At 41.0% G+C, this 14266-nt stretch carries 13 protein-coding genes and 1 pseudogene; 7 read left to right on the top strand and 7 right to left on the bottom strand.

What is annotated here, in order from left to right; translation table 11 throughout:
• Nucleotides 1-146: 146 nt before the first annotated feature.
• The 3 genes from C6Y02_RS15585 to C6Y02_RS15575 all read right to left on the bottom strand — a co-directional run bounded on the left by C6Y02_RS15585 (nucleotide 147) and on the right by C6Y02_RS15575 (nucleotide 2837).
• Nucleotides 147-629, bottom strand: coding sequence for a hypothetical protein (locus C6Y02_RS15585; protein WP_060595940.1), 483 nt, complete (start codon nucleotides 627-629; stop codon nucleotides 147-149).
• A gap of 354 nt (nucleotides 630-983) precedes the next feature.
• The gene (locus tag C6Y02_RS15580; RefSeq protein WP_066031076.1) at nucleotides 984-2090 is read right to left on the bottom strand and encodes a D-TA family PLP-dependent enzyme; all 1107 of its coding nucleotides are present in this window, start codon (nucleotides 2088-2090) and stop codon (nucleotides 984-986) included.
• 168 nt (nucleotides 2091-2258) lie between these two features.
• On the bottom strand, nucleotides 2259-2837 hold the full coding sequence (locus C6Y02_RS15575; RefSeq protein WP_034663525.1) for a competence protein ComK: 579 nt from the start codon (nucleotides 2835-2837) through the stop codon (nucleotides 2259-2261).
• A 289-nt stretch (nucleotides 2838-3126) separates the two neighbouring features.
• Here C6Y02_RS15575 and C6Y02_RS15570 point away from each other — a divergent pair, with 289 nt between their 5' ends.
• Nucleotides 3127-3363 (top strand): IDEAL domain-containing protein, encoded by a 237-nt coding sequence (locus tag C6Y02_RS15570; RefSeq protein ID WP_060595937.1) that lies wholly within the window; start codon nucleotides 3127-3129, stop codon nucleotides 3361-3363.
• 56 nt (nucleotides 3364-3419) lie between these two features.
• On the opposite strand, the gene C6Y02_RS15565 is transcribed toward C6Y02_RS15570, so the two are convergent.
• A complete protein-coding gene (locus C6Y02_RS15565; RefSeq protein ID WP_060595936.1) occupies nucleotides 3420-4280 on the bottom strand; it encodes an SDR family oxidoreductase in 861 nt (286 codons plus the stop codon).
• Nucleotides 4281-4425: 145 nt separating this feature from the next.
• Here C6Y02_RS15565 and C6Y02_RS15560 point away from each other — a divergent pair, with 145 nt between their 5' ends.
• The 5 genes and pseudogenes from C6Y02_RS15560 to C6Y02_RS15545 all read left to right on the top strand — a co-directional run bounded on the left by C6Y02_RS15560 (nucleotide 4426) and on the right by C6Y02_RS15545 (nucleotide 9524).
• On the top strand, nucleotides 4426-5958 hold the full coding sequence (locus tag C6Y02_RS15560) for an FAD-dependent oxidoreductase (RefSeq protein WP_060595935.1): 1533 nt from the start codon (nucleotides 4426-4428) through the stop codon (nucleotides 5956-5958).
• A gap of 91 nt (nucleotides 5959-6049) precedes the next feature.
• Nucleotides 6050-6589 (top strand): annotated as a pseudogene (locus C6Y02_RS19760) (protoglobin family protein); the annotation flags it as partial.
• Between the two features lie 144 nt (nucleotides 6590-6733).
• On the top strand, nucleotides 6734-7345 hold the full coding sequence (locus C6Y02_RS19755) for a methyl-accepting chemotaxis protein (protein ID WP_404841025.1): 612 nt from the start codon (nucleotides 6734-6736) through the stop codon (nucleotides 7343-7345).
• A 61-nt stretch (nucleotides 7346-7406) separates the two neighbouring features.
• Nucleotides 7407-7991 (top strand): histidine phosphatase family protein, encoded by a 585-nt coding sequence (locus tag C6Y02_RS15550; protein WP_106031641.1) that lies wholly within the window; start codon nucleotides 7407-7409, stop codon nucleotides 7989-7991.
• Nucleotides 7992-8378: 387 nt separating this feature from the next.
• A complete protein-coding gene (locus C6Y02_RS15545; protein WP_060595933.1) occupies nucleotides 8379-9524 on the top strand; it encodes a serine alkaline protease SapB in 1146 nt (381 codons plus the stop codon).
• A gap of 43 nt (nucleotides 9525-9567) precedes the next feature.
• Here C6Y02_RS15545 and C6Y02_RS15540 read toward each other — a convergent pair whose 3' ends face one another.
• Nucleotides 9568-10851, bottom strand: a complete 1284-nt coding sequence (locus C6Y02_RS15540) for a M48 family metallopeptidase (RefSeq protein WP_106031640.1) — start codon at nucleotides 10849-10851, stop codon at nucleotides 9568-9570.
• A 177-nt stretch (nucleotides 10852-11028) separates the two neighbouring features.
• On the opposite strand from C6Y02_RS15540, the gene C6Y02_RS15535 reads away from it, so the two are divergent.
• A complete protein-coding gene (locus C6Y02_RS15535) occupies nucleotides 11029-11436 on the top strand; it encodes a YhfM domain-containing protein (RefSeq protein WP_066031080.1) in 408 nt (135 codons plus the stop codon).
• A 114-nt stretch (nucleotides 11437-11550) separates the two neighbouring features.
• Here C6Y02_RS15535 and C6Y02_RS15530 read toward each other — a convergent pair whose 3' ends face one another.
• Together C6Y02_RS15530 and lplA are read right to left on the bottom strand one after the other, a co-directional pair.
• Nucleotides 11551-13104, bottom strand: coding sequence for a fatty acid--CoA ligase family protein (locus C6Y02_RS15530; protein WP_106031639.1), 1554 nt, complete (start codon nucleotides 13102-13104; stop codon nucleotides 11551-11553).
• Nucleotides 13105-13275: 171 nt separating this feature from the next.
• Nucleotides 13276-14265 (bottom strand): lipoate--protein ligase, encoded by a 990-nt coding sequence (gene lplA, locus C6Y02_RS15525; protein ID WP_060595930.1) that lies wholly within the window; start codon nucleotides 14263-14265, stop codon nucleotides 13276-13278.
• Nucleotide 14266 lies beyond the last annotated feature (1 nt).

Here is a 14266-nt window from a genome sequence, read left to right as displayed (position 1 = left end):
ACTTCAACCGGATAACTCACTCTTGTCCCCATAGAAAAAACACCTCCATGTTTTATTTCGGATCACAACGATCCATTTTCAAACTTGAAGGTGTTTTTTATTTGTCTCATCTTATGGGGTCAGTCCCGTCCGCCTTCCAAGCTTTTTTACGTTGATTGCTGAATGCGGCCTACTTCTTCAATAAATGCAGCTGTCTGCTGCAATCCATCTTGCAGATGATGGGTAGCGGAAATAAACAGCTTTTCTTGACCTGGGTGCTTTAATAGCTGCTCCACCTGACCGATTCCTTTTTCAAATGAATGAAGACCTGTCTTTAATTGTTGATCCGCCTTTTGATAAGCGGCTGGAACTTCTTGATGAGCAAGCCCCTTTTGAATCACACGATCAAAGGCTTTCGTCGCTTTTTTCAATTTTTTATTTACTTGGATCTTTCCATGTCCATCTGAAATAAATTGGTCGGTCATGTTTTCATAAGCTTCATTTAACTCATCCATATAACGCTGAACCCATTGTTCATACGCAGCTTCTTTTGTGTCTTGTTTTGAAGGCGATTGACCTGCTTGCTGACAGGCTGCTAGTAATGTCACTGTCAATGTGAATAGCAGCATCAATTGCGATTGTTTTTTCATACAGAGCCTCCATTTCTTATTCCCATTCGTTCATATCGGTCAAAATAGGAGTATCCTTTACCACATACGAACACTTTGCAAGAAATGATTTCTTTTATTGTAACAGACGGCTCGTGTCACTTCTGCGATTTATGAGTAAATGGATGAAAATACGTCTAAGGATCCACATTTTCCTGTCATTTGGTTGACAGTCTACCGATACACTTAATAGACGACTGGATATATGGATTTGGTTTCAATAAGTTCATGGTGGATGTTTTCTAATGAAAAGAAATACTTCGTTCGTGTCATCATGATGATGCCAAACGAATTCGCCTTGTATTTTCCAAGTCTTAAATTATACATCCTGTTGATTTATTGAAGTTTACCTTTACAAGCAATCTCAAGCTCTTCGACTACTTCACCATCTTGAATGAGATATGCTTTTTCATGGAGATTGACAGCGGGACAAATATGATTTGGAATGATTTGCACCTTCTCACCGATCTGGACAGTCTGACGGAAGCCTTCGTGATAGATGATGGCATGCTCATCAAATACACTTGAAACAAATACATCATCATAGTCTTTTACTTTGCCTAGTCCTTTTGTTTTCGTCAGCCCTTTTGTACGGGTTTGAGCCGTGAGCCCTTTGGCTCCAACATCTGTAATGACACGGGCCTTTGTTGGCTTACTGATCACCGTCGTCAGCACAGCTGCCGCACAATGTGAAAAAGTGCCGATCACATTGGATTGAGAGGCATCCATGAAGATGTAAGTGCCTGGTCTGATTTCGGTGACTCCCTTTGGAATATCAAATTGAAATAAGAACGGCGGTGTTGATCCTATGCTCACTACCTCTAGCAGCATGCCTGTTTCTTTCGCAATCTGTGCAAACTGAAGCGTGCGATTCACAGCGTCTTCGTATAATGTGTGACAATGCGCTTTACTTTCCGCCTTATATGTATGTCCATCATGAGAAAAAATCCCCTTTAAATGAACGAAGTCACATGTTTGAATCGCCTGCAAGATTTGACGGAAATCACTCTCTTCAATGACACCAGATCTTTCTTCTCCAACTTCTATCTCAATTAGAACCTCCGCTTTTTTCTCTGCTCCACGAAAGACATGTTCAATTTGATGCACATGCTCTACACAATCTATTCCAAATGAAATTTGTATCGACTCTGCCAGCTTTCGAATTCGCTTGAGCTTTGTCTCGCCTACAATTTGATTGGCGATAAAGATATCTGTCAGCCCATGCGCCGCCATTACTTCCGCTTCTCCTACTTTCGCTACAGTTAAGCCAGATGCGCCCATCTCCTCCTGCACCTTCGCAAGACTAGGTGTTTTATGTGTTTTCGTATGAGGACGCAGTTTGACTTGCTGACGGTCCGCATACTGCTGCATAGCAGCTAGATTCTCCATCATTACCCGTTTATCAATTAATAGCGCCGGTGTATCTAGTTCATCATAAGTCATTATCATATCCCCTTTCACTGCTGCTCGTTATATAAATTTTTATACGTTATAGTTGAATTATATAATTTTTTATATAATTATCAATGTTTTTTTCTTCGAGAAAGAAAGACGATATGCTAAACCCTCGCTTCATAAGGAGTCCAGCGGCTGTCCTGCCGCTGGTTTTAGTTAATATCTGTTCCGAAGCTCCCTTAATATAAAATCGTATACAAGGTTGAGCTGTTGTTCCTTTGGATACAGCATAAATTCTTGTTTTTTAGGAAGACCTCCATCAAGGCGATCTTGAAATTTCGTTCGGAGATACGCTGTTCTGTGCACCTGACTCTCAAATGATTTATATGAGACATCGAGTTCGACGGTTTGCTCATTTGTAAAGATGACCACCGTGTCTCCGAGGGATGATTCCTGGAAGGTATGAATGTATTTGTGGGAGATCCAGCCGCACTGAGGACGGTTGGATGAATAGGTTGGGAAGAAATACAAATGATTGGATGAGTCAATCACAATTGGAGGCTTGTGAGATATTCCTGTTACTTCATATGTTCCCGCTTTTCTGCCCGCATAGCTTGAGCCGAAGAATCTGCAACTGCGTTCAATAATTTGCAGGGGCTTTAATTCAACGTAAAAGCTTGTCTCTCTTTCTATGACTTTTGAATATACTCTTTTTCCTTCTTCAACCGGAAGGACCGCCATTGTTGTTTGATTAATGACGTATGAATCTAAAGGTGTTTCACTAATTCCTGACACTTCATTTCCTCCTGTGTTAATTTTTGGTTATTTTAGATACTATTAATCTATCACCAACATATAAGAAACGACAGGATTTTTTCAAAATTTATTAAAAATCATCTTTTTATCGTATTTTTTAGTCCATTCGATCTATCGAAAAGCCTTTTTTAATGATATATCACATCCTGTCGATCGGACAAGAGATGTCGATTTCGCTCAAAAATAAATTGTCTAAAAATTATAAATTCTTGTTGATTTTTTCTCCGGCAATCCATATACTATAAAAAAGGCATCGGGGGGATTCTTTATGAAAGAGAAAAAAACGTATGCTGAGCTCATGAAGTCCCGCAACACCCAAAAAACCGAAGAAAACGGCGTCACTATTTTAGACATCTATATTCAAATGGTTTTAGATGAGGCGCTTTATAAACAGCGCTTAACCTTCCTTAGAGAAGAGATTGATAAGGCACTGGATCAGCGTGATGTAAAGCGATTCAACGACCTGTCAGCTCAATATGCAGAACACTGCTTACATCAATCATGATGATTTTACTTGCGGCAAAGAGACAGCAACTCGTCTCTTTACCGCAAGTTTTTTGTTTATCCATTTAAAATGGTTCCGCCATTTACATGCAGGATTTGTCCATTCATATAAGAGGAGTCTTCGCTCGCTAAAAATAAATAGCTCGGCGCAAGCTCTACTGGCTCACCAGGACGTTCCATTGGAACATCTCCGCCAAATTCTGAGACTTCCTTTTCCGTAAAGGTCGATGGAATGAGCGGTGTCCAAATAGGCCCTGGGGCTACCCCATTCACTCTGATCCCCTGTTTAATGAGCGATAAAGATAATGATCTCGTAAATGTCACGACTGCCCCTTTTGTAGATGAATAGTCGATCAAGGTTTCATGCCCTTTATAGGCTGTAACAGATGTGGTATTAATGATACTGCTTCCTTTCTTTAAATGAGGAAGAACCGCTTTTGTTAAATAAAACATGGCAAAAATATTCGTTTGAAATGTTCGAAGAAGCTGATGCGAGGTAATCTGTTCAATGCTTTTTTGCGGATGCTGTTCCCCGGCGTTGTTCACCAAAATATCGATGGAACCAAAAGCATCCTTCGTTTTTTTGACGACCTCGTTTGAAAACGCCTCATCTCCTAAATCACCTGCAATTAAAATGGCGCGGCCTCCCGCCTTTTCAATATAGTCCTTCGTTTCCTCTGCATCGCGGTGTTCACTCAAGTAAACAATGGCGACATTGGCTCCTTCCTTCGCAAATAAGACCGAGACTGCTCTTCCGATCCCGCTGTCTCCACCTGTCACAATGGCTGTTTTCCCTGCTAACTTTTTATCCGGCACCTCTCGATCAAAAACAGGTCTAGGGTTCATTTTATATTCCAGACCTGGACGTTCATTTTGATGCTGAGGCGGCAATGTTTTCTTCGGCTGCTTTGTTGACACGTCTGTCCACTCCTTCCTTTTATCTTGTTTATTTTTATGTGTTGGCTATTTTTTTATGTATGTCAAACTAGTTTCCTTACGAATGTATGATTTTCATTATTGTGGAAAAATTATACACAACAAGTCACTAACTGGAGGCGACAATATGGAGCAAGAACATAAAGGATCGGAACAGGCAAAATCGTTATGGATAGCAGAAAGTCAGAAGCATTCTTTTCCTGCTGTACATGAGGATCTCACAGCAGATGTCATCATTGTTGGCGGCGGCATTACCGGTATCGCTACTGCGTTTGAAATGACAGAGCGCGGGCTGGATGTCATCATCATTGATGCCGATCAACTGCTGCAAGGTACGACCGGACATACGACAGCTAAGATTACCTCACAGCACGATGTGTACTACCATGAGCTGATTCAGCAAATTGGCATGCCCAAAGCTCGATTGTATGTAGAAGCAAACGAGAAAGCAAAAGAGCTGATTCAAGCTCGTGTCAAAGAGTACGACATCGATTGTCAGCTAGAGATAAAAGATGCTTACCTTTATACTAAGGAAGAAAGCGGTGTAAAAAAGTTAAAGAAGGAATTAGATGCCTACAAACAGCTTGGGATTGACCGAGAATGGAAAACAGCGCTTCCTTTTGATGCTGACATCAAAGCTGCCCTAGCAATGACGCAGCAGGCACAGTTTCATCCCCTTCATTATCTAAATGCACTAATCGACCAGCTCCTAGAGCGAGGTGTACGTATTTATGAACAGACAACTGCTGTTGACGTGAAAGAAGGAAACCGGCCTGCTGTCGTCACACAAGACGGCCATCACCTGACAGGACGCTATATCATTTCCTGTTCGCACTTCCCTTTTTATGACGGGAAAGGACTTTATTTCACACGAATTCACCCAGAACAATCTTATGTGGTAGCAGCCAAAACAACGAAGCCGCTTCCAGACGGGATGTATTTAGGAATCGACCAGCCTGCTCATTCTTTAAGAACCGCAGAATGGCATGGTGAGGAAGTGGTTCTCATCGGAGGAGAAGGCCATAAAACTGGACAAGGCGGGGTTGAATCTGCTCACTATGAAGGATTAGAAAGGTTTGGAGACGCCACCCTTGGAATTGAAGAGGTGCTGTATCGCTGGTCGACACACGATATGGTCACAATGGATCAAATCCCTTACATTGGCCGCCTGACCAAACACCACCAAAATATCTTCGTTGCGACCGGTTTTAGAAAATGGGGCATGACGACAAGCCATGTCGCAGCCACTCTTATCGGTGATTTGATTGAGGGAAAATCGAATCCATACGAATCGATTTTTACGCCATCAAGACCTGTTTCTGACTCTTTCGTCAAAGATTTTATTAAAGAAAACAGCAATGTCGCTGCCAAGCTGATCAGTGGTAAATTAAAACGAACCGATCAAACAATTGATGATTTAAAGCCAGGTGAAGGCGGTATTGTATCTTACGAACATAAAAAATGCGGCGCCTTTAAATCAGAGGACGGGAATATCTTTCTTGTGGATACAACGTGTACTCACCTAGGCTGTGAAGTCGCTTGGAATAATAGCGACCGCACTTGGGATTGCCCGTGTCACGGCTCACGTTTTTCCATTACTGGAGAGGTAGTAGAAGGCCCAGCAAAGAAACCACTAAAAAGGTCTTATAAAGAACAGTAAAATTTTACTGATTCCCTTTAAAAAATCCAATATTATCCGATAAATAATATAAAGTCTGATAATTTGTGATGATTATGGGGGGACCAAAACATTGTTATTTAAAAAAGAGACGAAAAGAAAAAACACTGCTTTTTTCACACAGCAGGATGATGGAATAAAACGAATCAACTTTTTAAACAATACGGATATCGCGAAACAAATCAAAATGATAGACCTGACGCAGCATGACCTCTTTATTCTAAAACAGCTCAATCCAATTGTTCAGGAGAATATTGCACATATCGTTGATAAATTTTATAAAAATTTAGAAGTCGAATCTTCCTTGATGCATATCATTCAAGATAATAGTTCTGTCGAACGTTTGAAAAAAACACTCCGCATTCATATTAGTGAAATGTTTGCAGGTGTGGTTGATGAAGCCTATGTGGCAAAACGAATTAAAATTGCGCAAGTTCATTTACGGATTGGCCTCCAGCCTAAATGGTATATGGCAGCATTCCAGGATCTTCTGCTATCGATTATGGATTTATTTGCTCAGCATATCCAAGATTTCAAAGAATATCAGACAGCAGTCAAAGCGACGACGAAAATCTTAAATTTAGAGCAGCAGCTTGTCCTGGATACATTCCAAAATGAATATTCTAAAATTCGTGATGAAGCAGAACAGCAGCAGCAGGAGCTTCATACAAAAATCACAGAAACATCAAATTCGCTTGCTTCTCTCTTCTCAAACACAACAAATGCAGTGGACAAGCTTGTATCAAAATCTGATGAGATGGCGGACATGTCGCAAGCTGGAACGCAAATTTCAGCACAGGTCGAGGAAAAATCGATCGGCGGTAAAAAAGAATTAGAAATTCAACAAACACAAATGAACCAAATTGATGGCAGCATGACAAAGATTGAAACAGAAATTAAGCGTTTAGAAGAAATCGCCAAACAGATTGAACAAATCTTTGGGATTGTCACAGGCATTGCAGAGCAGACGAATTTGTTATCTTTAAATGCCTCAATCGAATCTGCACGAGCTGGTGAACATGGTAAAGGCTTTGCTGTCGTCGCAAACGAGGTTCGTAAATTGTCAGAGGACACAAAGAAAACGGTTTCAACCGTGTCTGAACTCGTCAACAATACCAATTCACAAATCTCCATTGTGTCTCAGCACATTGGGGACGTGAATTTACTCGTGACAGACAGTAAAGAAAAAATGACTCAAATCAATTCGCTCTTCGATGATATCGTCAGCAGCATGAACTTAAGTAAAAACCAAAATGGAAAAATTGAAATCGACCTTCAAACCTTCCTTAACGAATTGAAGGAAGTCAAACAAACGGTGTCCCAAGTTGCCAGCTCAGTCGAATCCTTAACAAGTCTCACAAATCGCTGATCCAGTCTTTTTTTTTCTGCTTTAGTATAATAGAAGAAAAGATAGAAAAGGCGGGATTTGCTTGACAACAATTTGCCTAGTCAGACACGGGGAAACAGATTGGAATGCAGCGAAACGAATTCAAGGACGAACAGATATCCCTTTAAACGACACTGGTAAATGGCAGGCTGAACAAACGGGACTTTACTTAAAGAATGTCCATTGGGATGTTGTCATTTCCAGTCCACTCACAAGGGCAAAAGAAACGGCTCACTTGATTTTAAAACATGTAGATGCGCCTCTTGTCATCATGGATGATTTCATTGAACGTGATTATGGTGACGCTGAAGGCATGTCGTTTGAGGAGCGCCAAAAGCTGTTTCCAGATAAACAGTATCCAAACATGGAGCCGCTTGAGGCGATTCAAGATCGAATGGTAGAAGGCATTGAGAAAGTCAGAGCAGCCTATCCAAATCAACATGTCCTGATCGTGGCACACGGCGCTGCTATCCATGCTTTACTTACCACCTTAGCGGATGAACATCTGGGTCTAGAGAACACGAGACTTGTCAATGCTTGCTTAAATTATGTGGAATGGAAAGATGGTGAATGGAAGGTCCTTGATTACAACGTGGTCAGCCATTTAACTCAATCCTCCCCTTCTTAAAGAACCTGTTATTGTAACAGGTTCTTTTTAAACGACAAAAACAAAATAAAATAATATTTTTTTATATCGAAATTCGAAATAGATGTTAGACGTTTCTACCTATTTTAAGGCTTTTCGGGTATCGAATATTTGTCCGAAAATGGATCATAAGAAAAAAAGCACACTTCCTTTTTAATAGATAACCGCTGAAACAGTAGAACAAACATATTTTCCCAACGTTTCCAAGTGACTTAATTCCCCAATTTTCGCTAGGACTTTCACAAAAATTCGGGTCTACTCTTATTTGCCTACTTCCCTTAAACTGAATATACAGAATAATCAAACGAATCATTCTTATAGACTACGAATGATTATTCTGAAATAAGAAAAAAGGGATGTGGATTGTGCGTGAAAAAGAAAAATGTAATGACAAGTGTTTTATTGGCTGTCCCTCTTCTGTTTTCAGCAGGGTTTGGAGGCTCCATGGCAAATGCCGAGACGGTCTCAAAGTCAGATAGTGAAAAGAGCTATATTGTTGGCTTTAAAGCCTCTGCCACCACAAACAGCTCTAAGAAACAAGCCGTCACTCAAAATGGCGGAAAACTAGAAAAGCAATATCGTCTTATTAATGCCGCACAAGTAAAGATGTCCGAACAAGCCGCAAAAAAACTTGAACATGACCCTAGCATTGCTTACGTAGAAGAAGACCACAAAGCAGAAGCATATGCACAAACCGTCCCTTATGGAATCCCTCAAATCAAAGCTCCAGCTGTACACGCTCAAGGTTATAAAGGTGCTAATGTCAAAGTAGCTGTCCTTGATACTGGAATCCACGCTGCACATCCTGACTTAAATGTTGCAGGCGGTGCCAGCTTCGTCCCTTCAGAGCCAAATGCCACCCAAGACTTTCAATCACATGGAACTCACGTAGCCGGAACCATTGCTGCCCTTGATAACACAATTGGTGTTCTTGGGGTCGCTCCAAGTGCTTCCCTATATGCTGTTAAAGTATTAGACCGCAATGGCGACGGACAATACAGCTGGATCATTAGCGGTATTGAATGGGCTGTAGCCAATAACATGGATGTCATCAATATGAGCTTAGGTGGACCAAACGGTTCAACAGCGCTTAAAAATGCCGTTGATACAGCAAATAACCGCGGAGTCGTTGTTGTGGCGGCCGCAGGTAATTCAGGTTCCACTGGCTCTACAAGTACAGTTGGCTATCCAGCAAAATATGATTCTACAATTGCCGTTGCCAATGTAAACAGCAGCAATGTCAGAAACTCGTCTTCCAGCGCAGGTCCTGAATTAGATGTTTCTGCACCTGGTACTTCTATTTTAAGTACAGTACCAAGCAGTGGATACACATCTTATACCGGAACTTCTATGGCGTCTCCTCATGTAGCAGGAGCAGCAGCGCTTATTCTTTCTAAAAATCCGAACCTATCAAATTCACAGGTTCGCCAGCGCTTAGAAAACACGGCAACACCGCTTGGTAACTCCTTCTATTATGGCAAAGGGTTAATCAACGCTCAAGCGGCTTCTAACTAAACAAGCGCGAAAAAAATCCGGCTGATCCAGCCGGTTTTTTTATTTATTGCTTCCTCGACGTTTCCTCTTTTTCCGCTGCATTTTCCATCTCCATGATTCTCTCCATCATGGTTGGGTGTCCATAGCGGAAGACCTTCACTAAAAGCGGTGGATTCACCTGAGACAGCCCTGATTTTGCAAGCTTTTGAAAAGACGTCACCCCTGCCTCTCCGTCTTTTGTCAGGTTTACCGCATATTCGTCAGCTGCTCGTTCTTGATGTCTTGAAACTGCATTTGTAAAAGGTGAAGTTGCAAATGACAGCATCGATACGATAATGAGAAGAAGCGGAAGAGCAGCGATGTCGTTTGACACCCTCAGCCGAAATGGAACTGCTCCCTTTTGATAAAAATAAAAATAGAGACGGTCAATCGCAAAAAATCCGGCAAGTGACAGCACTAGATATCCTGCTAATCCTATATAGACATGCTTCATGACGTAATGTCCCATTTCATGTGCCATAATAAATAAAATTTCGCGATCTTTCAGCTTTTGCAGTGTCGTATCCCATAACACAATACGCTTATTTTCACCAATCCCTGTGACATAAGCATTCATTGTATTCGTTTTCTCAGACATATTGACCTCATATACATGATCTGCCGGGATATGTGCTTTGTCTGCAAGCGTTAAGATCTTGTTCTCAAGAGCTTGATCCTTTAGTGGATAAAAATTGTTATATAACGGATCAATGACGACCGGCTGTATAAAGAAGAGAAATAGCGTGAAGGGGACTGTCAAACACCAAGCATACAGCCACCAACGCTTTCTTCTTTTTTGAATGAGCCAAAAGAATACAATAGCACATAGGGCAAGAAGTGGATATTGAATCCAGAAATCCAGTATTTGATCTTTAAACCAGCTTGCCGTACTTTGAGCAGATACTCCGTAGTGCAAAGACAGCTGATAGCCAATCCACTTAATGGGCAATGAAATCAGCATTGTCAAAAGCGACAACACAAACACATATACAAGTTTGCTTAAAAATGTGAAACGAGCTGCTGCCAGGCTCCAGTCTGCTATTTTTCGTGAAAACCCTGAAATGAGCAGAAGAAAAAAAACATACCAATCTAATGGAATTGTCATGAAATACAGCAGATTACGTATGTTCGAGAAATTCTCGCTGATGACAAGTTCATGGCTTGTCATAAAGGTATGCGGATCTGCACTTGTTCCTTTTACACTTTCAGGAACCGATGAATCCCCAAATAGAAACAAATAAGAATAAATAAAAAGACCGTACAATATGTAAGCTACCGTTGCAAGAGCTACCCATTTACGTACTCGCACTGGTCAGCCTCCTTTCCATCCCTCTCTCTATTCTAATCAACCATTTTTTTGTTTAGAACCTGTCTCATGTGGCTCCATCATAGCATGCCCCATCTGAAAAAGCTTTCGCGAAAAAAATGATTATGCTACTCGAAAATCGGAGATGCTACATATAAAACAGAGAGTTGGAGGATTAAAATGAAGAAAATCCTTGCAGGAGTTGTGATCTTTGGACTTTTACTCATTACCTTCTTTTATGTGTTCAGCCGGACGAGCGAAATCTTTGATGAGAATCGAGCAGAAAAATTGCTGCTTTCACCTGCAAACGAGTCCACTTCTTATGAAATAGATGATAAGGACACAGCAGAAGATTTAATAGAAGAATTAAACAAAGGCAAACAAACAAGCAATCATCTTAAGAAAAATTTAAAGGAACCAGATTATATCGCCAAGGTGATGTACGGCCGAACAAACGGCACCACCTTTCAGCTCTGGACGAGCCGATCACAGGTCGTTTTTTTAGTAGATGGGACTTATTATGAACTGAATCAAAAACAGTCTAATTCTTTTCAGAAACAGCTAAAAGAAGCGATTCAAAAGAGTTAAAATTTTATTTTAGCCCTTTGTCTTCTTTTCAGCGTGATAGAAAACCTTTTCAGACCTGAATGCGAGGGTTTGTCTACACGCTGAGGGAGCCTCCTCATAAGAGACTCCCTTTTTTTATTTACTTTCCTCTGCTTGATACTTTTCCTTTAGTACTCTTCTTAAAATTTTACCTGTTGTGTTCTTTGGAATATCATCTATGAAATGGATCGTTTGGGGCTGCTTATATTTCGCTAAAAAGCGTGAACAATGTGTGATGATGTCTTCTTGATTGATGTGAGCAAGTTTCTTAGGGGAAATGTAACAGACGACAGCTTCTCCGGTGTTCGGATCTGGAACACCGATGACGACGGCTTCTGCTACAGCTTCATGTTGATAAAGCACTTCTTCTACTTCTCTTGGATAAACATTATACCCGCCAACGAGAATCATATCCTTTTTCCGGTCGACAATATAAATGTATCCTTCTTCATCTCTTCTCGCTAAATCACCGGTATACAGCCAGCCGCCTCTTAGTGCAGCTTCAGTATCTTCTGGCATTTGATAATAGCCTTTCATAATGTTTGGTCCTTTTGCTATCAGCTCTCCGACTTCATTTGGACCGACTTCTTCTCCCAGTTCATTCACGATCTTATTCTTCACATTCATAATGTCGGTCCCAACTGAACCGGGTTTTCTTTTTCCATCAAGAGGATTGAATGCAGTTACTGGAGAAGCCTCTGATAATCCGTAACCCTCCAGCACCGTGACACCAAATTTTTTCTCAAAACCGTGAAGTAAGGCAACAGGCATTGAGGCACCGCCAGATATACAAATCCTCACTGAGGACATCGCTTCCTCGTGCCCTTCCTGGCGGTACAAATAGTTATACATAGTCGGAACACCAACAAATAACGTTGGCTTCTCTTTTTCCATCATACGCAAAAGCTCCGATGGGCTGAAATGCGGCATGACATAAATGGTCGCGCCATGAATCAATGGTGCATTCATACAAACCGTTAAACAAAATACGTGGAACATCGGCAAAGCGGCGATGACCTTGTCCTTTTCATCAATGGATAGGTACTCAGCGACGTCTCTGGCATTTGAATAAAGGTTGAAATGAGTCAGCATCGCACCCTTTGGTTTTCCTGTCGTGCCAGATGTAAATAGAATAACTGCCGTATCGTCCTGATGAATAGAAGGATGCACGTTCTCTTTCGCATGACCAGACACAAGCTTTCCAAAGAAGACAAGACGATCAGATACTTCCTTAAAACTTGATCTGCATGCAGATTCATTTTCTGCACAAATAATCACTCGTTCAATAGACGGAAGCTGTTCGTACACCTGCTCGTACACTGGCAGTAGCTGTTCAGGGGCAACAATGCCCTTTACATCACCTGTAATCAGCATATAGCCAATTTCACTAGGCGTGTATGTTGGATTGACTGGTACTACGACAAGTCCTGCCTTTAAGGCACCAAAAAAAGAAATGACAAAATGCGGTGAATTTCCTAAAATAAGCGCGATATGGTCCCCAGCTTGAAACCCTTCGTTGACTAATCCATCTGCAAATCGCTCGATACTTGTCATCAGCTCTCGATAGGTCCACTTATTTCCTTCAAAGATCAGTGCGATATTTTCTCCTTTCGTCATCGCCGTCTGCTCTAGATTTTTGATCAAATCCATTCTCCCACCCCTTACATGTCATCAATGAATGAATAGCCATTCATTTTATGGCCAAACATTCCTCCTTTCTATTATAATAGACAATCGAAAAAATCTACAAGATCAAATGTGAATCGCTTTCATTTCTTTCAATCAAAAAAGCACCGCTATCTCTAGCCGTGCTTGTCCCTTTTAATAAATCAAATCAAGAAAATCCTCTTTTGATACGTTGCCGAAGTAGTGGCGCATATCCATATCTTCTAATACGTCGCTGATCGTTTTGCGATCATATTGCTGCCCAATGAGTCTTTTTTCAATATCAGCAATATCCCCTACACCAAAGAAATCACCAAAGATTTTGCAGTCTTGGATGATGCCTTTTTTCACTTCTAATCGAAGATCAATGGAGCCTGCTGGGAATCTTTTAGAATGCTGTAAATTAAATTTCGGTGAACGGCCGTAGTTCCATTCCCATTTTTGATATCGATCCCGAGAAATCTCGTGAATCTTTTCCCAATCCTTCTCAGTCAACTGATATTGAGGGACATCCCCATTCGTATCGAAAATGTAGCTTAAAAGAATTTTTCTAAATTCTTCTGTTGTCATCTTTTGATCCATCAATTCACTAATATTGGCAACCCTGCTTCTAATGGATTTAATGCCTTTTGATTCAATCTTTTCTTTTTTCACATTTAAAGCCGAAACGACATGTTCGATTTCTGAATCAAATAGCAGCGTGCCATGGCTGAAAATACGTCCTCTTGTAGCGAACTGGGCATTTCCAGAAATTTTTCGTCCATCTGCCATAATGTCATTTCTCCCGCTTAATTCCGCTTTGACACCAAGCTTTTCAAGCGCTTTGATGACTGGCTCGGTGAACTTTTTGAAGTTATGGAAGCTGTCCCCATCATCTTTTGTGATAAAGCTGAAGTTTAAGTTTCCTTTGTCATGGTAAACTGCACCACCACCGGACAGGCGGCGGACAACTTTGATGCCGTTGTCTTCCACATACTTCGTATTGATTTCTTCTATTGTATTTTGGTTCTTTCCAATAATAATCGACGGCTGATTGATGTAAAACAGCAAATACGTTTCATCAGGATCTAAATATTTTAAGCAATACTCTTCTATTGCCAAATTAATCATTGGATCATAATGTTGTTCGTTATCGATAAACAGCATC

The organism is Bacillus sp. NMCC4 (assembly GCF_002998555.1).
GTDB lineage: Bacteria > Bacillota > Bacilli > Bacillales > Bacillaceae > Bacillus.
This window is presented reverse-complemented; position numbering and strand designations above follow the sequence as displayed.

Coding starts and splice junctions, on each gene's coding strand:
- C6Y02_RS15585 (WP_060595940.1), bottom strand. CDS start 629: ATGAAAAAACAATCGCAATTGATGCTGCTATTCACATTGACAGTGACA.
- C6Y02_RS15580 (WP_066031076.1), bottom strand. CDS start 2,090: ATGACTTATGATGAACTAGATACACCGGCGCTATTAATTGATAAACGG.
- C6Y02_RS15570 (WP_060595937.1), top strand. CDS start 3,127: ATGAAAGAGAAAAAAACGTATGCTGAGCTCATGAAGTCCCGCAACACC.
- C6Y02_RS15560 (WP_060595935.1), top strand. CDS start 4,426: ATGGAGCAAGAACATAAAGGATCGGAACAGGCAAAATCGTTATGGATA.
- C6Y02_RS19755 (WP_404841025.1), top strand. CDS start 6,734: ATGGCGGACATGTCGCAAGCTGGAACGCAAATTTCAGCACAGGTCGAG.
- C6Y02_RS15535 (WP_066031080.1), top strand. CDS start 11,029: ATGAAGAAAATCCTTGCAGGAGTTGTGATCTTTGGACTTTTACTCATT.
- C6Y02_RS15530 (WP_106031639.1), bottom strand. CDS start 13,104: ATGGATTTGATCAAAAATCTAGAGCAGACGGCGATGACGAAAGGAGAA.
- lplA (WP_060595930.1), bottom strand. CDS start 14,265: ATGCTGTTTATCGATAACGAACAACATTATGATCCAATGATTAATTTG.